This window comes from Rhodococcus sp. KRD197 (assembly GCF_017168235.1).
GTDB lineage: Bacteria > Actinomycetota > Actinomycetes > Mycobacteriales > Mycobacteriaceae > Rhodococcoides.
In genome coordinates, this window is sequence record NZ_JABFAO010000004.1 from 543,723 (window position 1) to 568,312 (window position 24,590).

A 24,590-nucleotide genomic window follows, 5' to 3' on the forward strand; every position below is an offset into this window, starting at 1 on the left:
CATGCTTGACTCCACCCGCGCTCGGGTTCGTCGCCGCACCGCCGCGCTGCTTGGCACCGTCGACTCCGTCGGTGAACTGTCGATATTCGTCGTTCGCGCGCTAGGCTCCACCGTTCGTGCCGCCCGGCTCTATCGCAAGGAGACGCTGCGCCTGATAGCCGAGATCGGGATGGGCACTGGAGCTTTGGCGCTCATCGGCGGTAGCGTCGTCATTCTCGGTTTTCTCACTCTCTTCGCCGGTGCAACGGTCGCAGTTCAGGGCTTCGACTCGCTCGGCAATATCGGAGTCGAAGCGCTCACCGGGTTTCTCGCCTCCTACGTCAATATTCGGGTGGTATCACCGGTGACTGCAGGCGTGGGACTGGCGGCAACGATCGGCGCAGGCACCACTGCACAGTTGGGTGCCATGCGGATCAGCGAGGAGATCGATGCGCTCGAAGTGATGGCCATCAGGTCCATTCCCTATCTGGTTGGTACCCGCATTCTGGCCGGAATCATTGTCGTCATCCCGCTCTATGCACTTGCCGTCGCCACCTCGTTCCTTGCGAGTCGGATAGCGACGGTGACGATTCTGGGACAGTCCCCGGGGGTGTACGACCACTACTTCTCGACGTTCCTCATCCCCTCGGATGTCTTGTGGTCGTTCTTGCAGGCCATTCTGATGGCGATCGTGGTGATGTCGATTCACACGTACTACGGATACTTCGCCACCGGGGGACCGTCCGGGGTGGGCATCGCCACTGGTCGGGCGGTTCGGCTGTCCTTGATCAGCGTGGTGTCGGTAACGCTGCTGATATCGCTTGCGCTGTACGGCAGCGCCCGACAACTTCATCTGGCGGGGTGAGCCGAGCATGAAGAAACTCGCGGCACTTGCGCTGCTACTGGTTCTCGCTGCATCGGTTTTCGGTGCGTATTCGAGTTTCCGCGGCTTGGGCGCCGGCTTCGTGGCAGTCGGAATCGCGACGGACCGCGCCGGGTTGTCGATGAATCCAGGAGCGATGGTCAAGATGAACGGCGTCGAAGTCGGGCGTGTGGCTACTGTCTCTTCCACGGAATCGGGTGCAGTCCTCGAACTCCGGCTGACGCCCGACGCAGCCGAGTCCGTGCCATCGGATGTGCGAGCCGACATCGTGAGCACCACAGTGTTCGGCGCAAAGTTCGTCACACTCTCAGCGCCCGTGGGCCCGGTACTGGAACCGATTCGGGACGGTGCAGTCATCACCGCGGACAACGTGACAGTGGAGACGAACACGGTGTTCGAGTCGCTCACCTCGGTACTCGGGGCGGTCGAACCACACAAGCTCGAGTCGACGCTTGGATCGCTGTCGACGGCGCTTCGAGGTCGCGGCGAGGTCATCGGAGGGTCGATCGACGATTCGGCCGAAGTCTTGGCAGCGCTGGCGCCGCGCGTGAGCGCCATGCAAAACGACATCACTGCGACAGCCGACACAGCGGAAATCTACGCGCAGGCTGCTCCAGACCTGTTGAGCACACTCGAGAATCTCACCACCACCGCAGACACCATTTCGTCCACGAGCGAGGTGTTGGATCGGCTGCTGGCCGGGTTGACCGTGCTCGGCGGCGAGGCCGACGCTGTTCTCGCGGAGAACGAGCACGGGATAGAGACCGTTCTCGACCTACTACGACCGACGACCTCGCTACTGGCCGAGTACTCACCCGGACTGACCTGCTTCATCCAGGGCGTCGACGTCGCACGTGGACTCGCCGAACCGGTCTCCGGCGGAAACGGACGATCCATGTTGTTGAACTCCACATTCCTGCTGGGAACCGCTCCCTACACCTACGAGGAGGACCTCCCGGTGGTCGCTGCCACGGGCGGACCCCGGTGCGGTGCACTGCCGCAACTGAACCTCGGCGACGTACCGGCACCCTACGTCGTCGCCGACACAGGCGGGAACGACTTCGACGGCGGTACGACGGCACCGTCCATCGCGCCGGACTCCATCCTCGAATTTCTGGTGGGGGGTGGGGCACGGTGAACCGAATGTCTTTGCCGCAGCTTGCCTTCAGGCTGACGGTATTCACCTCGTCGATGCTGCTGGTGCTTGCCGGATTGACAGTCGTTCTAGGACAATTCAGATTCGAGGACTACACGAACTACGAAGCGAGGTTCGTGAACGTATCCGGCTTGACGACAGGCGAGATGGTCAGGGTTGCCGGCGTCGAGGTCGGCAAGGTGACCGACGTTCGTATCCAGCCCGATTCGACAGTTCTGGTCGATATCGACGTCGACGCCGACTACACCGTCACAACCTCGACATCGGCTACGATTCGCTACCTCAACCTCGTCGGTGACCGCTATCTGGAGTTGAGCAGTGACGCCGTAGGGACGCAGATCCAAGCAGGCGGAATGATCGATGTCGACCGCACCTCTCCCGCCCTCGATCTGGATCTGTTGGTGGGCAGCTTCAAGCCATTGTTCCGGGCACTCGACCCGGAGCAGGTCAACAATCTGTCTGCAGACCTGATTGCGATGTTGCAAGGGCAGGGCGGCACCGTCGAGTCGATACTGATCAGAACTGCGTCGTTGACCTCGACTATCGCGGACCGGGATCTCTTGGTGGGATCAGTGGTGGAGAACTTGAACACGGTCCTGGAATCCGTATCCGGGCAACGCGAGCAGTTCGGTGTGGCTCTCGATCGTGCACAGGGGCTGGCAAGTGGACTCGCTCGCGACAGCTCAGAGTGGGGCACGGCGCTCGAGCGAATCGACACCTCTGCCGCCACGATCACCGAACTATTGGCGGAGACTCGGGATCCTCTTTCCGGGACGATCGCCGAATTGGGACGAACTGCAGCGCAATTGGACGAGGGCAAGGACACCATCGACAGCGTCGCGTCACGGCTTCCCGATGCCTATGCCGCGCTCGCGCGTCTCGGATCCTACGGCGGCTTCTTCAACTACTACCTGTGTGGCTTGAACATCAAGCTCACTGGCCTCGATGGTGAACCGTTCTCGACGCCGTTCTTCGGCCAGACCACGGGAAGGTGCGCAGCGCGATGAGAAGTGGATACAGGGAACGGGATCACCGGCGGATCGCCGTGATCGGTACTGCCGTGATCCTTAGCGTTGTACTTGCTTCGATGGGGATCCGTTCCCTACCGATTGTTGCTGGTGGCGCCTCGTACAACGCCCTGTTCGTCGACGCGGGCGGTTTGAAGACGGGCGATCGAGTGGTCGTTTCCGGTGTCGCACTCGGCTCGGTGTCCACAATCGCCATCTCGGGCGCGGCAGTGAAAGTGAACTTCACCATCGAATCGCCGATGCGACTCGGTCTGGAAACGACCGCGCAGATTGCAACTGCCACAGTGTTGGGAGCAAAGGAACTGCGGGTGGTCCCTCGGGGTGACGGGTCGATGGCGGGCGGTGACACGATCGGGATCGATCGAACGCTCGCTCCCTACGATCTGACCGATGCGCTCGGCGATTTCGCCACCACGAGCGATGACATCGATACCGACCAGCTCGCCGACTCCATGCGTGTTCTGTCGGAGACCTTGTCCGATACCCCCGACGACCTAGGTGCGACGCTGGACGGCGTCGCACGTCTGTCTGAAACGGTTGCCTCCCGTGATCGCTCGTTACGCGAACTTCTGGACAATTCCAACACCGTGACCGCAGTTCTCGCCGAGCGAAGCGAACAGGTGAATGCGCTGGTGATCGACTCCAATTCGATTCTCTTGGAACTCCTCTCGCGTCAACAGACGCTGGATCAGCTCTTTCGGAATGTCGACGCGCTCGCGGTGGAGCTGACCGGCCTCGTGGACGACAACCAGGCCGAGATAGGACCCACGTTGGACCACTTGAATGCCGTACTCGCAGTGTTGATCGAGAACAGGGACGACATTGCGCTTGCAATCGAACGCCTCGGTCCCTATGTGACCCAACTCGGTGAGGCCGTAGCCAGCGGACCGTTCTTCAGTTCGTACATTCAGAACTTGATCCCGGGCCAGATAATCGAACCATTCGTCAGCGGCGCGCTCGAGGCAACTCGATGACCGGCGCGGCAACGAGGAACTCGACGAGAAGGCTCTGGAACGGTTGGGGACTGACGCTCGCCGCAGTGGGTGTGCTTGCGGTGGTGTCCTACATCGTGGTCCCGATGGCAACCACTACTACCGTGCAGGCCGATTTCGTCAACACCACAGGCTTGTACGAGGGAGACGACGTTCGTGTCATGGGTGTGCGGGTGGGGTCTGTGGAATCCATCGAACCTGCGGGAGATCACAGCGTTGTGACGTTGTCCGTGGACAAAGGACAACCGGTGCCGGCTGATGCGAACGCATTGATCGTCTCCCCGTCGCTCGTCTCGGCCCGGTTCGTTCAGCTCGCTCCGGCGTACACGGGCGGGGAGAAACTGGCACAGGGAGCGAGGATTCCGATGGCACGAACCGCCGTGCCGGTGGAGTGGGACGAAATAAAGGACCAACTGTCCCAGCTGGCGAAAGCAGTCGGTCCGACGCCGAGTAGTCCTCAGGGGCCGCTGGAGGCATTGGTCGACGTCGGTGCGGCGAACCTCGATGGCGAGGGCGCCTCGCTGCACGAGACGATCACGAATCTGTCCGAGGCGATGGACACCATCGCAGACGGTGAGGGCGATCTGTTCGCGGTGATACGCAACCTGCAGATCTTCGTTACCGCACTGTCGCAGAGTGGGCAGCAGATCGTCACCTTCAACGACCGGATGGCCACCGTGACGGACATACTGAACGGCAACTCCGATGACATGGCGTCGGCGTTGGACAGTCTCGACTTCGCGCTCGGGCGAGTCGAGCAGTTCGTCCGGGACAATCGAGGGCGTTTGAACACGTCGCTCGATGGCCTGGCAACAGTGTCGGCCACACTGGCGCAACAGCGCGATGGAATCGAACAGGTCCTGCACGTGGCTCCGACCGCGTTGGCCAACCTGCAGGGCATCTATCAACCCGCTCACAACTCGGTGGTCTCAGCCCTTGCGCTGAGCAACTTCGCGAATCCGATCAACTTCGTGTGTTCGGCGATCGCCGCAGCCGAGCAGGTCGATGCTCAGGAGGGTTCCCGGTTGTGTGTCGAGTACCTGGGCCCGTTGCTCGAATCGGTGAAGATGGACTATCCGCCGATAGCGACGAACCCGACGCGAGGAGTGGGTGCTCTGCCGGACCAGTTGGTCTACAGCCCGCCGAGTTTGGCAAACCTCATGATCCCCGGAGGATCCCGATGACGCGGTGTGTCGCGAAGCGTCGGTGCTCGGGGGTGGCGATACGGCCACTGGTAATTCTCGTGCTCTGCCTCACGCTCACGAGCTGTGGGTGGCGCGGGCTCAACTCTCTACCGCTACCAGGTTCTGCCGGGCGAGGGGAGGGTTCGTACGAGATTCAGATCGAGATGCCGAACGTTACTACGATAGAACGTAATTCGCGCGTTCGTGTCGCCGACGCGACCGTAGGGAGCGTGTCGGACATCGCCTTGCGAAACGAGCATGCGTTGGTGACGGTCGTGCTGGAACCTGAGGTCGAGTTGCCGGCCAACGCGCATGCAAAGATCGGCCAAACATCGCTGCTGGGTTCGACCCATATCGAACTGGCGCCCCCCGTGCTGGAACCGGCGACCGGCACACTGGCGCCGGGGGACACGATCCCGCTCGCGCGGGCCGGCGCCTTCCCGACAACCGAGGAGACGCTGGCGTCGGTGTCGCTCGTACTGAGCGGAGGGGGCCTGGCGCAGATCGGTGACATCACGGACTCACTCGACGCCGCGTTGACCGGCAGGGAGGATGCGGTCCGAACAATCCTGGCTCAACTGGACGAGATTCTGACCGGCCTCGACGATCAGAAGTCCGAGATCGTTCGAGCGATGGCCGGGCTGGACTCCTTGGCGTCCGAAGTGGCACAGCAGAACACGGTGTTGACCGAGGCCGTCGACAGCCTCGCTCCGGCCCTCGTCGTGCTGGACGACAGACGTGCCGATCTCACCGATGCCCTGGTCTCGCTCGGGACGTTGGGTGAGACCGCGAACCGGATAGTGGCGGCAAGCGGCGAGGATCTCGAAGCGAACCTGCGTGATCTCGAACCGGTTCTGGCCTCTCTCGCCAATTCCGGATCATCGCTGACGGAGTCTTCCCGCTACTTGTTCACCTTTCCGTTTCCCATCGACACCTATCAGAACGCGGTGCGTGGTGACTACGCGAACGGCGATGTCACTCTCGATCTTCGGCTGGAGACGCTCGACAATGCCCTGCTGCTCGGTACGCCACTGCAAGGCGCACTGTCGGGTCCGGAGGCGATCATCGGGTCGATGCAGCCCATATCGTTGCCCACGATTCCGTCTCTGCCGGACCTGCTCCTTCCATTCCAGGGAGCGCCGTGAAGCTCACTCGTACGATCCGAATTCAGCTCTGGATATTCTGCTGCGTGGCAGTTCTCGCGACGACGTTCACCGCTGTGCAGTACGCGCAGATACCGCAGAGCATGGGGATCGGCCGCTACACAATTGATGTCGAATTGGCGGACGGTGCAGGGTTGTACCCCAATGCCAACGTCACCTATCGCGGCAGGACCGTCGGACGTGTCGTTTCGCTTGCCAAGACCGATTCCGGCGCCCGAGCGACACTGTCGCTCGAATCCTCGCCGAGGGTCTCCTCGGACACCGAGGTCGAGGTGCGAAGTGTGTCGGCAATCGGCGAGCAGTACGTGAACCTGTTGCCGTCGACCACTGAGGGTCCGTACTTGGAGGACGGAGCTATCGTTCCGGTGGAGAGGACATCCCTGACCGACGAGGTGGGTCCGACACTGGATCAGCTCGAACAGACGCTGGCCTCGATCGATCCCGACCGGTTACGCACCGTATTGGACGAGAGTTTCGACGCCCTGGACGGCGCCGGTGGCGAGATGCGCGCGCTCATCGACTCCACCTCGACGATCACTGAATCGGCGGCTCGAGCGCGCGTCCCGATGTCGACCCTGGTCGACGAGCTGGGCCCGCTGTTGCAGACGCAGGTAGCCAGCGCGGGTGCGATTGCCCAGTGGTCTCGCTCGATGGCAGAGTTCTCCGCGCAGCTGCATGCCAGCGATCCGCAGATTCGTTCCGTCATGGAGCGAGGAGTGCCCTTCAGTCTCGAGGCCACCGAGCTGTTTCGGGATCTACGTCCGACGCTGCCGATGCTGCTTGCGCACCTCACCAGCGTTGAACAGACGCTCGCGGTGTACAACCCGTCGATCGAGCAGATCCTCGTGCTGTATCCGCCGTTGATCGCAGCCACGCAGTCTGCGGGTTTACCGAATTCCGACAACCCGGCTCAGAACACGTTCTTCGCCAACCAACTGAACGATCCGCCACCGTGCACGACGGGCTTTCTCCCTGCTGATCAACGACGTTCACCCACCGAACTGGATGTTCCACCTACTCCGCCCGACCTGTACTGCAAGGTGGCGCCCGAGAATCCCGCTGCGATCCGAGGTGCACGGAATCTCCCGTGTGTCGAGTATCCGGGCAAGCGTGCACCTACGGTGCAGCTTTGCCGAGACCCGGCCGGCTATTCGCCTGATTTGCAGAACCTGCTGCTTCCGCCCGGATGAGGGGCTGGTTGTTCCAGAAACAGGGTTTCCATACCCTACTGTATGGTACGTTCAATTCGAGATCCGAACTACTCATCCGTGAAGGGATGCAGACGTGACGGCAACGACGGTCGAAGAACACTTCCAACGAATTCCGTACCTACCGCCGAGCGACGGCAGGGCCGAGATGCACTCGGGTCTGTCCCGGCACTATCCGATCCTGCACGGCAATCTTGTTGCGCCGGTGGGATACAGCCGCGACATCGGCGTAGTGATGGCGCACCCCGCGTCGAACTTCCTCTCGCACTTCCTGCTCGACGGCTTCGCTGAAGCGGGCATTCCGATCATGGGAATGAACACCCGATACTCCGCCAACGAAGCAGCCTTGATCATGGAGCGGGCCGCGGAGGATCTGGGAGCGGGAGTTCGATGGATGAAGGAGGAGTTGGGCTTCTCCAAAGTAGTGCTGCTCGGATTCAGTGGCGGTGGTTCGCTGTCGGCGTTCTACCAGTCCGAGGCTGAGTGTCCATCGATAACTCGGACACCTGCCGGTGATCCGGTCGAACTCGGCAGGACTCCGCAGGTACCTGCAGATGGACTGATGTTGGTGGGGGCCCACGCCGGTCGTGCCCACGTCCTGCGGCACTGGATCGACCCCAGTGTCGTGGACGAACTGAACCCGAGCCTGACCGATCCGGGGCTGGATTTGTATGCTCCCGAGCGCGTCTTTCCGATGGAGAGGGATCGGCTCGCGCACTATCGGGCCGCGCAGACGGCGCGCATCGAGCGCATCGACGCCTGGGCGCTGGAGCAGCTCGAGCACATGCAGCGCAACGGAGACGCCGATCGAGCGTTCGTTGTCCACCGAACCGTCGCCGACCCGAGGTTTCTCGACCTGTCCATTGATCCGAGTGATCGCGTGCCGGGCAGCATGTACGGAGATCCGCGGAACGCCAACACCGCCGCAGGAGGTCTGGCCAGGTTCTGCACCGTGCGGAGTTGGCTGAGCACCTGGAGCTCCAATCACACTGCCGCCGATGCGATCCGCAACCTTCCGAACGTGCAGGTACCCGCCGTCGTCATGTGCCTGATGGGCGACCAGGCCGCATTCCCCAGCGAATCGCGCGCGATGCACGCAGCCTTGCCACCAGAGAGCGAACTCATCGAGATGCCGGAGCTCAACCACTACCTGGTGGACCAGCCGACGGGAGTGGACGCCGTTGTTACTCGGCTACGCCGATGGCTGGTGGAGCAGCACCTCATGGAACCACAGGAGACAGGAGCGCCAGTATGGTGACCGAAATGGCAGCGGCAGCCGAACTCGAATGCCCAACCTCGTTCAAGTACTGGGCGAAGCGAGACGAGCCCGGCGCCAGACGGTTTCGATCGATCGTCAAGAGACTGACAGGAACCGACGCTTTCCCAACCGACACGCAGGCTCGCGCGTTCACCGCCGACCTGTTTGCGGGAGACCCCGTCGCGGAGCGCTATATCGACGAGGTGTTCGACGGCCCCATCGGGAGCAAGCGTGGACGCGAGATGCTCGATGAGGCGCTTGTGCACGGCATCGACGCGGTGGAGGACGCCCCCGAGGCAATGAAGGCACTGTTCGCCGAGTTCGAGGATGTGCCGGATTGGGTGAAGCCCGAACTCGTCGAACAGGGCGCGGCAATCTGGCGGCGATGGGGAACGATGCTGTTCGCTATCGCGGGTACCACGACGCTCGGGATGTACACCGAGGCAGCAGTAGCAACCCCGCTCTCGCTGGCAGGCGGTTACGCCGGTGACAATGCTCTGCGCCGCTTCCTCGAGACCGGCAGATTCTGGATCGACGTATCGGAACAGGGCGCCCTGCTCGAACCTGGCTCCAAGGGGCGCGCAACCGCGATGCGAGTGCGTGTGATGCACGTTTCGGTGCGACGGCGGGTGGAGGGACACGCGGAGTGGGACACCGAGAAGTGGGGTCTGCCCATCAGTCAGTCCTACATGTTGCTGACCCTCATCGGAGGAAGCGTAGCGCCGGCGCTGGCCCTGTGGACGCTCGGCTACCAGACCTCGAAGAAGGAAATCTACGCACTGATTCACTTTCAGCGCTACATGGGATACCTACTCGGTGTACGCGCCCGGTGGTACCCGGAGACAATTCCAGATGTCCTACGCACACTCGCGATGGTTCTCGTCTCTCGAGCGTTCGACGCCGGCGAGCACGGCGCCGAACTGATCGAGTCGTTTCCGGCAGGATTCGCTCCGCGAGACGGGCATCGGGGACTTCGTCGTCTGCGCGAGATGTACAACTATCGCATTTACTCCGCGTACACAACGCTGTTCATGCCGCCCAGCATCCGCAAGCAATACAACTTGCCGCGGGCCTTTCCGTGGATACTGATTCCCATCGTTCGCTTTCCCTTCATCACCGCTCTCGAACTCGTGCGACGCACTGTCCCCGGTATGAACAAAATCGTGGAAAAGATCAACATGCGTCACCGCGAGAACTGGTACCGGGCTCAAATGGACGGTCGCGAAGCGAAATTCGATGCCACCGGCGCACTTCGGCGCTGATTCACCACTAGGACGAGGTAACTCACATGGCCATGAAAATAGTCGAATCCTGGACCGGTCCCGGTCGAAATGATGCCGACATCCGTCGCACGGAGGTCAAGGACAACGCTGCACACCCGTCGTCCAACAAGTACGCGTTCGAGCATTGGTATTTCGACGCGCACCTCGACAATGGCTACATCGTCGTCGGATTCCTGCAGACGCGGGAACTCGTCCTTCGAAAGCCCGGCGTGGAGCTGCATGTCTATTCACCCGACGGGACGCGGCGCGAGATCATCGTCCATTACTCGCCGGAGGAGGCGACCGCCTCGACAACCGAGTGCAACGTCAAAATCGGCAACAACTATGCGTATGTCGATCACGGTACGGGGGACCTGCCTGTACACCGGGTTCACCTGGCGGAAGGTGATCTGGAGTTCGATCTGACGTTCACCAACGAGGTTCCGACGTGGAAGCCGGGTGGTGGGTACACCTCCTACGGTGATGAGGACTTCTTCGCCTGGGTCGTGGCGGCACCCAAAGCCTCGGTGACCGGGACGGTCCGGATCGGATCGGAAACCTTCGAGGCGAAGGGCCGCGGATACGCCGACCACAACTGGGGAATCGGCGACATGAAGCGACTCATCGACCGGTGGTATTGGGGACGCCTGTACGTAGACGAGTTCACACTCGTGTACGCAAACGTGTTGACGCAGAAGAAGTACGGGCGACACGAATCCAGGCCCTTGATGCTCGCTCGAGGAGACGAAGTCGTGCTCAGTACCGGAGACACGACCTTGACCGAGGGTCCGGCAGTGTTCGACGAGGTCGGCAACAGAACATACCCGTCATGGATTCGCTTGCAGGTACCCGGAAGTGTGGATTTGAGACTGACGGTTCAGCGAGTCATTCATGCCCACGACTATCTGGCCGATGTTCCCCTTGCCGGTAGCGCGATCCTCAAGCCGGTGTTGAACAGGCTTCTCGGCAGGCCGGGGTACTTTCGGTTCAGTTCGACATTCGACTTGACCGTGACCCGGGAGGGGCGCGCGCATCACAGCACCGGAACGACGCTGCACGAGATGGTCGCGCTCAAATGACCGATACGAAGTACCTCCACGGGTTCGGAAACGAGCACCACAGCGAAGCGATTCCGGGATCGCTCGTGTGGGGACAGAATTCTCCACAGCGTGCCCCGTTGGGCTTGTACGCCGAGCAGATGTCGGCGACCGCATTCACCGAACCACGCGAGGTCAACAGACGTAGCTGGGTCTACCGGATTCGGCCGTCGGCGCAGCACCGCCCCTATCTCAGAATCGGCAACGGCAACATCGTGAGTGCGCCGACCTCTGATGGAGTGGCGGACCCGAATCGGCTGCGGTGGGATCCGTTGCCCGAGCCACCCGGGGGAACCGACTTCGTCGACGGCCTCTACACGATGGCCGTCAACGGGAGTGTGCTCGAACGCAACGGCATTGCCATCCACCTGTACCACGCGAATGCATCGATGCGAGATCGCTACTTCTGGGACGCCGACGGTGAATTGGTCGTCGTGCCACAGTTGGGTGGACTCGAGCTGCACACCGAATTCGGAGTAGTAGGAATCGAACCGGGGGAGTTCGCCGTCATCGGACGCGGAATTCGCTTTCGAGTGGAGCTCGGTGGCCCCAATGCTCGCGGGTACGTCTGCGAGAACTACGGGACCCCGATGGAACTGCCCGAACTCGGTCCGATCGGTGCCAACGGGCTGGCCCACGCCCGCGACTTCCTCTACCCCACAGCTGCATACGAGGATGTCGAGCGAACCGTAGAGGTGGTGCAGAAGTTCGGTGGACACCTCTGGGCCACCGAATCGAAGCACTCACCCCTGGATGTGGTGGCCTGGCACGGCACCCACAACGTCTACAAATACGACACCGCGCGATTCAACGTGATGGGCAGTCTCGGATGGGACCACCCGGATCCGTCGATCATGACGGTGTTGACGTCGAGATCGCCGATTCCAGGCCAGGCAAACGTTGATTTCGCTATCTTCCCGCCCCGGTGGAACGTAGCCGAGCACACATTCCGTCCGCCCCATTTCCATCGCAACGTGATGTCGGAGTTCATGGGCCTGATCACAGGCGTGCACGACTCCAAGGCGGAGGGATTCCTTCCGGGTGGAGCCAGCCTGCACAACATGTGGGGTGCCCACGGACCCGATCAGGAGACGTTCGACAAGGCTTCCGCAGCTTCACTCCAACCGCAGAAGATCGTGGATTCGCTGGCGTTCATGTTCGAAACTCGGCTACCGCTCACCACGACTTCGCTTGCACATTCCGCCGCGCACCGGCAGAGCGACTACGACTCGTCCTGGTCCGGGCTCGGGAGGCACTTCACAACACGAGGGGATGCATGATGGACACTCGAACACAACCGGTTTCGTACGATCTTCCCGAACCGTTGCTTCGGATCGGGGGTGAATCACAGCCCGCGGCCGAGGGGGCTACGTATACGTCGTACAACCCCTCGACCGAGGAGATCGTCACCGAGGTGTCGGCGGCGAGCCCGGTGGATGTCGACCGCGCCGTTGCGGCAGCACGTGCCGCGTTCGAGAACGGCGAGTGGTCGAGGACTCCGGCAGCCGAGCGCGGCAAGATCCTCGCGCGCATTGCCGACCTCATCGAGCGAGACACTCATACGTTGGCGGCGCTCGAGGCAGTCGAGATGGGAAAGCTGTTCCATGACTCCGTAATCGGAGACATACCCGCTGCGGCTTCGGTGTTTCGCCACTTCGCGGGTTGGGCCGACAAAATCGTCGGGGCGAGCATGGCGTTGCCGGACTTCGGACCACAGCGGCGATTCGGCTTCACGATGCGTCAGCCATTGGGCGTTGTCGCCGCGATCACGCCGTGGAACAATCCAGCGCTGATCACAGCCTGGAAGCTTGCGCCCGCGTTGGCCGCGGGAAACACAATCGTCCTGAAGCCGGCCGAGGACGCCTCGCTCTCGACGTTGAAGCTCGTCGAACTGTTCGCCGAAGCCGGACTCCCCGACGGCGTGGTGAACGTCGTCACCGGCATCGGTTCGATTGCCGGGGCGGCGTTGGCGGCGCACCCCGACGTCGACAAAGTCACTTTCACAGGTAGTCCGGCAGTGGGGCAGACGATCCCAACACACGTTGGCGGGAGATTCCGCAAGATCGTGTTGGAGCTCGGGGGCAAATCGCCTCAGCTGATTTTCGACGACGCGGATCTGGCAAGTGCAATGCCGTGGATTGCGATGGGCAACTTCTATCACCAGGGTCAGGTGTGCGCGGCAGGCACTCGCGTGCTCGTGCACCGTTCGATCGTCGACGAGGTGGTCGACGGTCTCGTCGAGGCCGCTGAAGCGGCGAACATCGGAGATCCCTTCGAGGCGAGTTCCACCATGGGCACCATCGTCAACAAGAAGCAGCTCGATCGTATCGGGGGATACATCGAATCCGGCAAACGCGAGGGCGCCACATTGATCACTGGGGGCAACTTCGTCGGAGATCGCGGGTACTTCGTGCAGCCGACAGTGTTCATGGGACACAATGACCTCACCATCGCCCGCGAGGAGATCTTCGGGCCGGTGGCCACTGTGATTCCGTTCGACACGGAACAGGAGGCGGTCGCCCTGGCAAACGACACGCGGTACGGGTTGAACGCAATGGTCTACACCTCCGACCTCTCGCGTACCCACCGGGTCATCGCTGATCTGAAGGTAGGCACGGTTTGGGTCAACGGCTGGGGCGTACCCGAACCGCAGCTGCCCTGGGGAGGGAGAGACGCCAGCGGAATCGGTCGAGAGCTCGGTTTCGCCGGCGTCGAAGCCGACACCGAGGAGAAGACCGTTCACATCGGTTTCTGACGGACGTTTCTGTCGATACACCGCTGTGGCGCTCGGGTGAGGGGTCGAGCGCCACAGCGGTATTGGAATTCTCACCCGATACGCGCGGGTGTACCGATGTGGAATCCTTGCACGTAGTCGACCCCGGCAGCGAGCACCGCGGAATGTTCCGCAGCGTTCTCGATGCCCTCGGCGACGACGGTGGCACCGATGCGGTGTCCGAACGAGGTCAACGTGGTCACCGCAGCGTGTTTGTGCGGTTGCAGATCGCAGTTGTGCACCAGCGAGTAATCGATCTTGATCATGGACGGCTCGAGCTCGATGATGTGCCGCAGCGTGGAATACCCTGCGCCGACGTCGTCGATGGCGATCTCGATGCCGTGAGATCGCAACGCTTGCATCGATGCGCGTAGCGCGTCGTAATCACCGACGAGGTCGTACTCGGTGATCTCGAGCAGTATCCGTCGTCGATCTGCCAGTGGCGCAAGTACCGACGTGATGTCGAAGCTGCGGATGGTTGCGGCGGAGAGGTTGAGCGTGAGGAAGCACCCGTCCGACAATGCTGGTTCATGAGCCGCCGCGCGGCCGACCGCCGCCAACTCCAGCGCCTCGCCGACCCCCGCGCGTGCGGCACGCCTGAACCACTGCACCGGCGGGCCTAGACCCCGCGGGAAGCGAGAGAGCGCCTCGTATCCGGCGACGTGCAACCCATCGGCATGGCAGATGGGTTGGAATGCTGTCTCGGGTCCGCCGCCTGCGATGAGATCGGCGATCCGCGCACGGTCGTCCGCGAGGATGTCATGCTCCTCGGCACCGACCACCTCGGCACGGACAGGGGAGCTCCCCAGCCCCTTGTTTCGATACATCGCCAGGTCCGCCACGGCAATGAGTTGTCGAACGACGGAGCTCGGTCGATCACCGGCACCGATGACTCTGCTGGCGAAGCCGGTACTGGCTGTGAACGGCGTACCTTGGGCGGCGCGATCGAGTACAGCCGCGATCTGGCCATGATCGGCATCGATGTCGTCGCCGTAGTGGACGACGGCGAACTCGTCGCCGCCGAGGCGAGCCGCCTCGGAGTTGGGCACTGCTGTCGCGAGGCGTTCGGCGACGTCGAGCAGGACGCCGTCACCGGCGGAATGCCCGAGCGAGTCGTTGATGGCCTTGAAGGCGTCGATGTCGACCACCGTGACCCCGATTCGACTACCGAGGTCCGAGGAGGCGTCGTCGACGGCATCGAACAGCCCCCGCCGGTTCCACAGCCCCGTCAGCGGATCGCGCTGGGCCCGTTCGGCCTGTCGCCGCAGATAGTCGATGTAGAGCAACAGGAACCCGGGCGTGGACAGCAGTGCGATGTTGATGATGAAGCGGGCGACGACGATCCAGGTGTCCGAACCCTCGGCGATGGCGAGCCCGCCCAACACGACGGTAAGCCCGACCGCCGCAAACAGGTGGGCCGCCATGACTCGCCGCGAGGTCGCCACGACGCAGAACAGGGCGATGACCAGGAACAGGGCACACCCCGGTAGAGCAGTCATGCTGGACTCGAACGACAGCAGAACAGCTGCCACACCGATATCGGCGTACACGACGAATGCGACAGCCGCGACCTTGCCCGGCCACCTCATCCGCAGCCACAGCGCCGCGACTGGAATCGACGTCGCGCTCACTGCGGCGACCACCACGAAACCGGTGTCGGAGAGGTGTCCCGATGGCAGGGTCGACGCACCCGCGACCCCGAAAAGCAGTGTGACCACGGCCAGCAACACGCAATTGATGCGCTCGCGCCTACCGCGAGTGTTGCGCCTACCGCGAGTGTTGGATGCGCCCTTGGCCTGTGCGGTATGTCTCTGGTAGCTGGTCACGGAACCTGGAATCCCCGGAAGGTGACGTGCTTGCGCGTGCGAAATCCCAGTCGCTCGTAGAGGGCGATCGCGCCGGTGTTCGTCTCGGTCGCATGCAGGAACGGGCGGTCACCTCGCGCATGAATTCCCCTGACGAGTTCGGTCACCAAGAGTGCTGCGTAGCCTCGCCCTCGTGACTCGGGCACCGTGCACACGGCGCTGATCTCCGCCCACCCAGGCGGCCGAAGCCGTTCCCCAGCCATCGCGACGAGCACGCCGTTGTCGCGGACACCGAGATAGGTGCCGAGTTCGTGGGTGCGCGGACCGAACGGGCCGGGCGAGGTTCGGCGCACCAACTCGAGCATCTCCGGCACGTCCTCGGCGCCGAGTTCGATCGACACACCCGCTGCGCTCTGCGGTGGTTCGGGGGGACCGATCATCTGTCGACCCTCGACCTCGAACACCTGCTCCCAGCCGGAAGGTGGTGTTGCGGTGGAGCTGAACATGTCTGCAAATCCGCCGGGCCCGAGCAACTCGGCCAGCTCGTTCCAGCCCTCACCGTGTTCCGAACCGGGTTCCAGTGCAACGAAAGTAGCGACGCCCGGTTGATACGTCATGGCACTTCCGACGCGTCGGGACAGGTGGGCGTGCGCTCCCCTGAGAGCGTTGCCGACCGGATCGTCGAGTGCTGTGATGTGGTGCTTCACCATCGCAGTATGCAGTCAGGCCCACTCTGTGGTGGCCTGCAGTACCGCTTCCTGCAGTGCATCGGTCCGGTACGAGGTGACCTCCTGGTACTCGGGATCGGCGACCATGTCGCTGAACGCCTTCCGCGACGGGTACTTCACGAGCAGAACCGCATCCCAGTCCTGCCCGGCCTCGGCGACGAGCACCGTGGAGCCGTCCCCGGCGTAGAGCACCTCCGCGCCGTAGCGGGGGAGGAAGGTCTCGTTCAATGCCTGCGCATAGCGCGCGTACTGCTCACGCCCGCCTTCGGCGAAGCGCAGCAGATTCAGCATCACCACTGGTCCTTCGGTGTCCTCTTCGAGGTAGCGTTTGAGGTCTCTGCCGCGGGGATCGATAGCCATCTTCGTAGTATGGCAAACCGCACGGCCGTGCCTGCGGCGATCTCGCGATCGGGCGTCGGAATGGTCGCCGCCGATACAGCTGCCGCCAGCAGTCCGATTGCTCCCAGCACGAGGTAGGCGCCCGAGTAGCTTCCGGTCCAGTCTGCAAGCACGGCCCCGGCCCACGGTGCGCATGCCATCGACACGATGATGGGTGCGGAGACGATGCCGTTCAGCCGGCCGTAAGCGGCCGGTCCCCACCGGTCGGTTACGGCGGTCGCTTGCACCAGGGTCAACAGCCCGCGTGCCAATCCTGCACCCACAGCAATCAGCAGCAGCGCGAGCAAGGATGTGACGATTCCAAGGACAAGGGTGGTGATCGCCGCTGCCGCGATGACCCACACCGTTCGCGCTCGGGTCTCGGTGAATCGCTGCAGCGGTAGATAGCCGATCCGGCCCACGACTTGGCCGAGTCCACCGAGGCCCAGGCAGACCGCAGCGAAGGCCGGATCGGCCCCATGCTCGAGCGCGAGCGGCACGATATTGAACACGCCCGCGAATGCTACGAATGCGGTGAGGCTCAGAGCGACGGTGAGAGCGATGAACGGCCGGGTGCGAATCGTTCGGTCGACGGAAGCGTGGTTGGTCGAGACCGTGTCATGCCCGAGGGCAGGCCAGCGACCGTGCAGGCCGATGAGATGAGCTGGAACAGTGACGACGAGAAGCACTCCGGCGAGCACCAGATAGGTTTCACGCCAACCGAATCGGTCCAGCAACAGCGCGGCCACAGGAGCGAATACCGTGCTGGCCAACCCGGCGGCCAGGGTGAGGATCATCAGTGCGCGAACACGGTCCGATCCCCACCACCGGGTCAGTGCCGCGAACGCCGGCGGATACAGAACCGCCGCCATAGCGACGCCGGCAATGAACCATCCCGTGCCGAACACCACCAGGCTCTGTGACGTTGCGATGACGACGAGCGCAGGAATTGCAACCACGGATCCCGCCGTCATGACCCATCGGGGACCGTACCGATCGAGCAGCCGTCCGACCGGGATGCCGACCACTGCCGCTACGAGCTGGCCGATCGAGAAGGCGGCCACGATGGAGGTGGTCGACCACCCGGTGTCCGCGGTGATCGCCGGAGAAAGTACGAGGAAGGCGTAGTAGAGAATTCCCCAGCTGGTGACCTCGGTGACGCAGAGAATCGACAATATTCTGCGACGACCGGGGTGCGGTTTCTCCGGCGACGAGGCGGCAACCTGCTCAGTCACCTCGCGCGGGTGGAGCTCCGAGGCTGATCAACTCTGCGGGCTGCGGTGCACCGCAGCAGCCGCCGCTACCGCCGGCATCGGCATCCGGTTCGTCGAACAGTCCCGCGCCGCCGCAGACTCCGGTGTCCGGCAGAGTCAGCTCGACCTTGCGGGCACCGTCGTGATCGCCGGCGAGTTCCGCAGCGATGCTGCGGACCTGTTCGTATCCGGTCATCGCGAGGAAAGTCGGCGCTCGCCCGTAACTCTTCATCCCGACGACGTAGAGCCCCGGTTCGGGTTGTGTGAGCTCGGCGACGCCGTGCGGGTAGACGGTGCCGCAGGAGTGCATGTTCGGGTCGATCAAGGTGGCCAGGAACCTCGGAGCTTCGAGCGTGGGATCGAGGTCGAGGCGGACCTCGGAAAGCCAGGACAGGTCCGGCCGAAAGCCGGTCAGCGCGACGACGCGGTCGACACCGGAGATTCGGGCGCCGGTGTCCCCGACGAGCACGAGCTGGTCGCCGTCGGCGAGAACCTCCTCGGTGCGGAACCCGGAGACGACCTCGAGGTAGCCGTCGTCGACGGCCTTCTTGGCCCGCATTCCGAGCGCGCCGCGTGCTGCCAGCTCGTCGGATTCCCCGCCGCCGAAGACCGAATCGGTCACGCCTCGTCGGACGGCCCAGGTCAGCTTGGTGCCGGGGTGTTGGGCGGCGAGTTCGGCAAACATGATGATCGCGGTGAGAGCGGAGTGACCACTACCGGCGATCACGATGTGGCGTCCGATGAATGCGGATCGAACGTCCTCGTCCGAGAGATCGGGGACCCGGTAGTCGATCTGCCGTGCGGCGGCGCGTTCACCGATGGCCGGTAGTCCTTCGCTGCCCAGGGGATTGGGGCTTCCCCAGGTTCCCGACGCGTCGATGACAGCACGGGCCAGGATGCGTTCCTCGCTGCCGTCGCTGTGGCGGACGTGGACCGAGAGGGGTTCGGTGTCGCGTCCGGCGTCGACGACGCGATCACGACCGCGTCGAGCGACACCGACGACCTCGGAGTCGAATCGCACTGAATCGCCGAGTGCGGCAGCCAGTGGTGCGAGATAGCTCTCGACCCATTCGCGACCGGTTGCGTAGCTGTCGCCATCAGGGGCCGTCCACCCGCTCGGCGCGAGCAGTTTCGCCGCGGCGGGGTCGACGACCTCGGACCACGGGGAGAACAAGCGCACGTGATTCCACTGCGCAACAGCTGCCCCGGCGCTCGGTCCGCGTTCGAGAACGATGTTCGCGGAGCCAGTTTCGGTGAGGTGCGCGGCTGCGGCGAGACCGATGGGTCCTGCGCCGACCACAACTACGGGGTATTCGGAGTTCATGTCGAACCCTTTCATCGATGGTGATCAATATTTCTGAACTGTATCGATATCCATCTATGTTCGCAAGCATCGACACGTATCGATATACTTCGTTCATGACCGCATCGGGGTACCGCACCGACATCTCCGCGATTGGTGGGCCCCTCGCGGCAGGTGACGCCGAGACGTACGCGCAGTGGTTCTCGTGCCTTGCCGAACCGATGCGGGTGAGAATTCTGCACCTGGTTGCCGATTCGGGATCCGGAATCGCTGTCGGCAAGCTCGCCGACGCCCTCGAGATCGGTCAGCCCACGGTGTCGCACCACATCCGCAAACTGGCCGATATCGGATTCGTGACGCTGGGTAAGAAGGGTACGACGACGGTCGTGTCGGTGAACCCAACGTGTTGCACCGGCCTTCCGCATGCCGCGGATGCCGTCATGGGGGTACTGACGCCTCGGCCTTGTTGTCCCGTCGACCTCCCGGCCGACGTGATCGTGCGCGAAATGGCCGAGTCGGACTGGGACGACGTGCGGCGCATCCACGCTGAAGGCATCGCCACCGGTAATGCAACATTCGAGACCGTGGTCCCCTCCGTGCAGGCACTCGCCGAGGAGTGGATGGAAGGACATCGCTGGGTTGCCGAAGCGGACGGCGTGGTCGCCGGGTGGGCGGCATTGTCGATTGTGTCCACGCGCGCCTGCTACCGAGGCGTCGCCGAGACCTCGGTGTACGTCGGTGACGGGTACCGAGGCCGAGGGATCGGTAAGGCGCTGATGCACCGGCAAGTGACCGAAGCCGATACGGCCGGGCTGTGGATGCTCCAGGCGTCGGTCTTTCCCGAGAACCGCGTCAGTATCGCGCTGCATCATGCTTCGGGATTTCGCACCGTCGGTGTGCGAGAGCGCATAGCGGAGCTGCACGGCGTGTGGCGCGATACCGTCTTGCTCGAGCGACGACGTGCGGAGTGAATCGAGCGGGACAGAATGCTCAATTCAGAGCCTCGATCAGGGTATCGACAGCTGCCCGTGCAGTGCGACCGACACCGATGATCGTCGCCGAACCCGGGCCGGTCCAGTCGCCGTAGCCCAAGAACTGCAACGTCGGTTCGCCCGTCGGGTGTGTTCCGTTCAGTTCGATTGCCGAGTGATCATCGGACCGAAGATGCAGCGGGCGTAGATGCCGCAGGGCCGGCCGAAACCCGGTGCACCACAGCAACGCGTCCAGGTTCTCGGTGCTGCGGCCGTCGGTCACGCCGCTCGGCACTACGGCGTCGAACATCGATCGGCTGTGTAGAACACCGCGCTCACGCGCCTCCTTCACGGGCGGGACCATGACGATGTCGCCCAGTCCGGCGACTCCTCCGGAATCGTCACCACCCGCTTCGAGCACACGCGCACGGTCACTCGCAACATCGAAGAGGACCCTGCCGTCGACGTCGTCGGGCAGAAAACGTGGTTCACGGGTGGTGAACCACAGTGTTTCGGCGACAGTGGAGACTTCGGCGAGAATCTGCGCGGCCGAGTTGCCTCCACCGACGATCCCGACTCGCTGTCCCTCGAATCGCTCGGGAGTGCGGTAGTGCGCGGCGTGGAGTTGCCTTCCGGCGAAGGTGCGCATTCCGGGGTAGCTCGGCCAGAATGGTCGTGACCACGTTCCGGTCGCGTTGATCACGGCCGCAGCGGAGAACGTGCCGGCATCGGTGTCGACGCGATACCCGCTGATTCCGCGGTGTACCAGTTGCACTCGGACGGGCCGCCGTACCGGCAGATCGTACTTCGACTCGTAGCTGGTGAGGTAGTCCACGACGTGCGAGGCCGGTGGAAATCCGCTCGGCCACGGCGGCATCGGCCATCCAGGCAGCCGTGAGTACTCCGCGGGGGAGAACAGGTGCAGCGAAGGCCAGTAGTCCTGCCAGGAACCTCCGGGACCGTCCTGGTCGTCGAGGATTACGAAGTCGAGTCCGGAGCGGCGCAAGTAATATCCGGCCGCAAGACCTGCTTGGCCACCGCCGATGACCACCACGTCGGTCGACGTGGTGGTCATCGGTGTTTCAGCGGAACTAGCGATCACGCAGGCGCTTGACGAGATCGTCGACGCGGGAGGCGATGTCGTCCCGCACCAGCCGCATGCGTTCGATTCCTTCGATTCCTCGTTCCGACGGTTCGTCGGTGTCCCAGTTTTCGAACGTCGGACCGTCCACCGTGCCCACCTGGGCTTCGCTGCCGAGGGTGACGACGTAGTCCATGCGTGCGAGCAGTGCCGGGTCGATCGGTTTCGGCTGCTCGCCGGTCAGGTCCACGCCGACCTCGAGCAACGATTGCGCCGACAGCGGGTTCACCGTGCTGCCGGGCTTCGTGCCGGCCGAGTGCACCTCGACGTCGGTTCCGGCCGCCTTGCGCATCAGCCCGGCGGCCATCTGAGACTTGCCACCGTTCTTCACACAGACGAACAGCACGCTAGGAGTGCTCACAACGAAGAACCGGTTTGCACCGGAACGAGTTCGGCGATCAGGTCTTCGACGAGAACTTTGATCCGATCGCGGATGGGGCGCACAGCTTCGACGCCTTTGCCGGCCGGGTCCGGCAGTGCCCAGTCGCGGTAGCTCACTCCGGGAAATACCGGGCACGCATCTCCGCAACCCATGGTGATGACAACGTCCGAGGTCTCGACGGCGTCAGGGGTCAGAATTTTCGGTGACTGTGCCGAAATGTCGATGCCGAGTTCGGCCATGGCTTCGACGGCAGCGGAGTTGATGCTGTCCGCCGGTGCGCTACCAGCGGAGCGGACCTCGACGGTGTCACCTGCCAGATGGCTGAGGAAACCAGCAGCCATCTGCGATCGACCGGCGTTGTGGACACAGACGAACAAAACGGTGGGAGTGCGAGTCACGGCAGCCTTTCCAAGGGAGTTCGGGTTTCAGGTGGATACTGTTGTAGGGGTTTCGAGTTCGGTGAGTAGATCGCGGACTCGTTCGTCGATGGCGTCGCGGATTCGACGAACGGTTTCGATCGGTTCGCCTTGGGGATCGTCGACGGTCCAGTCGATGTAGCGCTTGCCGGGATAGATCGCGCAAGCGTCACCGCAGCCCATCGACACCACGACGTCGGCGGCGGCGACGACGTCGTCGGTGAGCGGCTTGGGGAATTCACTGCCGAGATCGACGCCGACCTCGGACATGACCGCGACAACTGCTGGATTGATTTCGTTGCCCGGTGACGACCCCGCGGACCGCACGTGGACACGACCCTTGCCATGATGATTGAGCAGGGCGGCAGCCATCTGTGACCGGCCGGCGTTGTGGACGCAGATGAAGAGCACCTCGGGAACGTCCTTGGCGAGCGTTCCCTCGGCCTGCGCAAGTGCGGTAAGTCGGTCGGCAGCGAAATGCTCTGCCAGGGCCGATAGGTGTACCTGGATCTTCGCGGTGCGCCGCAGGGCGGCATAGGACTCGAAGACATACCGCTCGACGGTCTGAGGGGAAAACACGCCCTCGTATTTCTTGGACAGCTGCGCTGCCGACCGTGCCAGTGCAGCGCGGGGCATGAGCAACTCGGGTTGGCGGCGATCGCGATCGCGGGTGGGGCTGTCGCTGTCGTGATTCGTGGTGTCGGACATCAGGACTCCTTTGTCGCTGTGTTCACGGAAGAGCTGGAGGCGAATCGTTTGCGGAGGGCGAGTGAGACGTAGACGAGGCCCACGAGTACGGGCACCTCGATCAGCGGTCCGACAACCCCGGCCAGGGCCTGCCCGGACGTGGCGCCGTAGGTGGCGATGGCGACGGCGATGGCGAGCTCGAAGTTGTTTCCTGCTGCAGTGAACGCAAGAGTGGTGGTGCGCTCGTAGCCCAGGCCGATCGCTGCGCCGAGTGCGTAGCCGCCACCCCACATGACTGCGAAGTAGACCAGCAACGGGAGGGCGATACGGACCACGTCGAGCGGTTGCGAGGTGATCTGATCACCTTGCAGGGCGAAGAGAATGACAATGGTGAACAGCAGACCGTAGAGCGCCCAGGGGCCGATCTTCGGAATGAAGGTCTCTTCGTACCATTCGCGGCCCTTGGCACGTTCACCGAAGTAACGCGAGGCGAACCCGGCTACCAGCGGGATTCCGAGGAAGATGAGCACCGATTTGGCTATCTGCCAGGGCGATGCATCGATCGATGACTGCTCGAGTCCAAGCCAACCGGGAAGTACCGACAGATAGAACCAGCCGAGGATGGTGAACATAAAGACCTGGAAGACCGAGTTGATCGCCACCAGCACTGCGGCCGCTTCTCGATCGCCACAGGCGAGATCGTTCCAGATGATGACCATGGCGATGCATCGTGCGAGTCCGACGATGATCAGGCCCGTGCGGTATTCGGGTAGATCCGGCAGGAACAGCCATGCGAGCGCAAACATCAGCGCCGGGCCGAGGATCCAGTTCAGAACCAGGGATCCGATCAGCAGACGCTTGTCGCCGGTGACGGAATCAAGGCGGTCGTACCGGACCTTGGCCAGGACCGGATACATCATGATGAGCAAACCGATGGCGATGGGCAGCGAGACCCCGTCGATCGAGATGGTCGAGAGGGCGTCATCCATGCCCGGTATCAGTCGGCCCAAACCAAGGCCGACGACCATTGCGACGCCGATCCAGACGGGCAGGAATCGGTCCAGCGTGGAGAGCTTGCCGACGACGGCAGGTTCGGGGGAGGTGTCCACGGTGCCACTCATTTCGATACCTCGGCAAGCTTCGATACCTCAGCGACAGGGCACACCTGATCGACGGCCAGTGGTTCGGAGTCCACGAGAACCGCCGACAGCTGGTGGAGAGCCGAAGGAACAACGCGGTAATACACCCAGGTTCCGCGGCGCTCGCAGTCGAGGATCCCGGCGTTCCGCAGCACTTTCAGGTGGTGGGAGATGGTCGGCTGGGATAGGTCGAAGGTGTCGGAGATATCGCAGACGCAGGCTTCGCCGCGTTCATGGCTCGCGACCAGCGACAACAGGCGTAGGCGGACTGGATCGCCGAGAGCTTTGAACATGCGGGAAAGGTCGCCTGCCCAGTCCTCGGTGAGCGGTTCACGGGAGAGGGGGGAGCAACATGAGTTGGAAGTTGTGTCCTCGTGCATCGACATTCGTCTATATTGACAGGC

General features: G+C 63.0%; 24 protein-coding genes. 13 read left to right on the plus strand and 11 right to left on the minus strand.

Features of this window, described 5'->3' with window-relative positions:
* The first annotated feature begins 1 nt into the window (after position 1).
* From J1M86_RS08790 to J1M86_RS08845, 12 genes are all read left to right on the plus strand, one after another.
* On the plus strand, positions 2-844 hold the full coding sequence (locus J1M86_RS08790) for an ABC transporter permease (protein WP_206509556.1): 843 nt from the start codon (positions 2-4) through the stop codon (positions 842-844).
* Between the two features lie 7 nt (positions 845-851).
* Complete coding sequence (locus J1M86_RS08795) at positions 852-2,000, plus strand: MCE family protein (RefSeq protein WP_206509557.1); 1,149 nt, start codon at positions 852-854, stop codon at positions 1,998-2,000.
* Positions 2,001-2,005: 5 nt separating this feature from the next.
* On the plus strand, positions 2,006-3,025 hold the full coding sequence (locus J1M86_RS08800) for an MCE family protein (protein WP_206509558.1): 1,020 nt from the start codon (positions 2,006-2,008) through the stop codon (positions 3,023-3,025).
* Positions 3,022-4,020, plus strand: coding sequence for an MCE family protein (locus tag J1M86_RS08805; RefSeq protein WP_206509559.1), 999 nt, complete (start codon positions 3,022-3,024; stop codon positions 4,018-4,020). Before J1M86_RS08800 ends, J1M86_RS08805 begins: the two co-directional genes overlap by 4 nt.
* The gene (locus J1M86_RS08810; protein WP_206509560.1) at positions 4,017-5,222 is read left to right on the plus strand and encodes an MCE family protein; all 1,206 of its coding nucleotides are present in this window, start codon (positions 4,017-4,019) and stop codon (positions 5,220-5,222) included. The genes J1M86_RS08805 and J1M86_RS08810 overlap by 4 nt, the downstream gene beginning before the upstream one ends.
* The gene (locus J1M86_RS08815; RefSeq protein ID WP_206509561.1) at positions 5,219-6,367 is read left to right on the plus strand and encodes an MCE family protein; all 1,149 of its coding nucleotides are present in this window, start codon (positions 5,219-5,221) and stop codon (positions 6,365-6,367) included. Before J1M86_RS08810 ends, J1M86_RS08815 begins: the two co-directional genes overlap by 4 nt.
* The gene (locus J1M86_RS08820) at positions 6,364-7,575 is read left to right on the plus strand and encodes an MCE family protein (protein WP_206509562.1); all 1,212 of its coding nucleotides are present in this window, start codon (positions 6,364-6,366) and stop codon (positions 7,573-7,575) included. The genes J1M86_RS08815 and J1M86_RS08820 overlap by 4 nt, the downstream gene beginning before the upstream one ends.
* A 94-nt stretch (positions 7,576-7,669) precedes the next feature.
* Complete coding sequence (locus J1M86_RS08825) at positions 7,670-8,851, plus strand: alpha/beta fold hydrolase (RefSeq protein ID WP_206509563.1); 1,182 nt, start codon at positions 7,670-7,672, stop codon at positions 8,849-8,851.
* Between the two features lie 5 nt (positions 8,852-8,856).
* Positions 8,857-10,113 (plus strand): oxygenase MpaB family protein, encoded by a 1,257-nt coding sequence (locus tag J1M86_RS08830; RefSeq protein WP_206509564.1) that lies wholly within the window; start codon positions 8,857-8,859, stop codon positions 10,111-10,113.
* A gap of 26 nt (positions 10,114-10,139) precedes the next feature.
* Positions 10,140-11,192, plus strand: a complete 1,053-nt coding sequence (locus tag J1M86_RS08835) for a lipocalin-like domain-containing protein (protein WP_206509565.1) — start codon at positions 10,140-10,142, stop codon at positions 11,190-11,192.
* Positions 11,189-12,490 carry a homogentisate 1,2-dioxygenase gene (gene hmgA / locus J1M86_RS08840; protein ID WP_206509566.1) on the plus strand — a complete coding sequence of 434 codons (1,302 nt, stop codon included), beginning with the start codon at positions 11,189-11,191 and terminating at the stop codon, positions 12,488-12,490. The genes J1M86_RS08835 and hmgA overlap by 4 nt, the downstream gene beginning before the upstream one ends.
* The gene (locus tag J1M86_RS08845) at positions 12,490-13,965 is read left to right on the plus strand and encodes an aldehyde dehydrogenase family protein (protein ID WP_206510007.1); all 1,476 of its coding nucleotides are present in this window, start codon (positions 12,490-12,492) and stop codon (positions 13,963-13,965) included. Before hmgA ends, J1M86_RS08845 begins: the two co-directional genes overlap by 1 nt.
* Positions 13,966-14,036: 71 nt before the next feature.
* Here the strand turns inward: J1M86_RS08845 and J1M86_RS08850 are convergent, their stop codons facing one another.
* From J1M86_RS08850 to J1M86_RS08870, 5 genes are read right to left on the minus strand one after another with little or no spacing between them, the layout of a single operon-like run.
* Positions 14,037-15,809 (minus strand): EAL domain-containing protein, encoded by a 1,773-nt coding sequence (locus J1M86_RS08850; protein WP_206509567.1) that lies wholly within the window; start codon positions 15,807-15,809, stop codon positions 14,037-14,039.
* Complete coding sequence (locus tag J1M86_RS08855; RefSeq protein ID WP_075838190.1) at positions 15,806-16,498, minus strand: GNAT family N-acetyltransferase; 693 nt, start codon at positions 16,496-16,498, stop codon at positions 15,806-15,808. Before J1M86_RS08855 ends, J1M86_RS08850 begins: the two co-directional genes overlap by 4 nt.
* A gap of 12 nt (positions 16,499-16,510) precedes the next feature.
* Positions 16,511-16,876, minus strand: coding sequence for a DUF1330 domain-containing protein (locus J1M86_RS08860; RefSeq protein WP_075838283.1), 366 nt, complete (start codon positions 16,874-16,876; stop codon positions 16,511-16,513).
* Positions 16,807-18,129, minus strand: coding sequence for an MFS transporter (locus tag J1M86_RS08865; RefSeq protein WP_206509568.1), 1,323 nt, complete (start codon positions 18,127-18,129; stop codon positions 16,807-16,809). The genes J1M86_RS08860 and J1M86_RS08865 overlap by 70 nt, the downstream gene beginning before the upstream one ends.
* Positions 18,122-19,471, minus strand: a complete 1,350-nt coding sequence (locus tag J1M86_RS08870) for an NAD(P)-binding domain-containing protein (protein ID WP_206509569.1) — start codon at positions 19,469-19,471, stop codon at positions 18,122-18,124. Before J1M86_RS08870 ends, J1M86_RS08865 begins: the two co-directional genes overlap by 8 nt.
* Before the next feature lie 95 nt (positions 19,472-19,566).
* Here J1M86_RS08870 and J1M86_RS08875 point away from each other — a divergent pair, with 95 nt between their 5' ends.
* Entirely contained in the window at positions 19,567-20,421 is an 855-nt protein-coding gene (locus J1M86_RS08875; RefSeq protein WP_241259734.1) for a metalloregulator ArsR/SmtB family transcription factor, read from the plus strand.
* 19 nt (positions 20,422-20,440) lie between these two features.
* Here J1M86_RS08875 and J1M86_RS08880 read toward each other — a convergent pair whose 3' ends face one another.
* Genes J1M86_RS08880 through J1M86_RS08905 form a run of 6 tightly spaced genes read right to left on the minus strand, consistent with a single transcriptional unit; the run spans position 20,441 to position 24,572 of the window.
* Positions 20,441-21,496 carry an ArsO family NAD(P)H-dependent flavin-containing monooxygenase gene (locus J1M86_RS08880; protein WP_206509571.1) on the minus strand — a complete coding sequence of 352 codons (1,056 nt, stop codon included), beginning with the start codon at positions 21,494-21,496 and terminating at the stop codon, positions 20,441-20,443.
* A gap of 16 nt (positions 21,497-21,512) precedes the next feature.
* A complete protein-coding gene (locus J1M86_RS08885; RefSeq protein ID WP_075838188.1) occupies positions 21,513-21,923 on the minus strand; it encodes a low molecular weight phosphatase family protein in 411 nt (136 codons plus the stop codon).
* Entirely contained in the window at positions 21,920-22,342 is a 423-nt protein-coding gene (locus J1M86_RS08890) for an arsenate reductase ArsC (protein ID WP_075838187.1), read from the minus strand. The genes J1M86_RS08885 and J1M86_RS08890 overlap by 4 nt, the downstream gene beginning before the upstream one ends.
* 27 nt (positions 22,343-22,369) lie before the next feature.
* Positions 22,370-23,068 carry an arsenate reductase ArsC gene (locus tag J1M86_RS08895; protein ID WP_206509572.1) on the minus strand — a complete coding sequence of 233 codons (699 nt, stop codon included), beginning with the start codon at positions 23,066-23,068 and terminating at the stop codon, positions 22,370-22,372.
* On the minus strand, positions 23,068-24,168 hold the full coding sequence (arsB, locus tag J1M86_RS08900; RefSeq protein ID WP_206509573.1) for an ACR3 family arsenite efflux transporter: 1,101 nt from the start codon (positions 24,166-24,168) through the stop codon (positions 23,068-23,070). Before arsB ends, J1M86_RS08895 begins: the two co-directional genes overlap by 1 nt.
* A complete protein-coding gene (locus J1M86_RS08905) occupies positions 24,165-24,572 on the minus strand; it encodes a helix-turn-helix transcriptional regulator (RefSeq protein ID WP_075838185.1) in 408 nt (135 codons plus the stop codon). Before J1M86_RS08905 ends, arsB begins: the two co-directional genes overlap by 4 nt.
* Positions 24,573-24,590 lie beyond the last annotated feature (18 nt).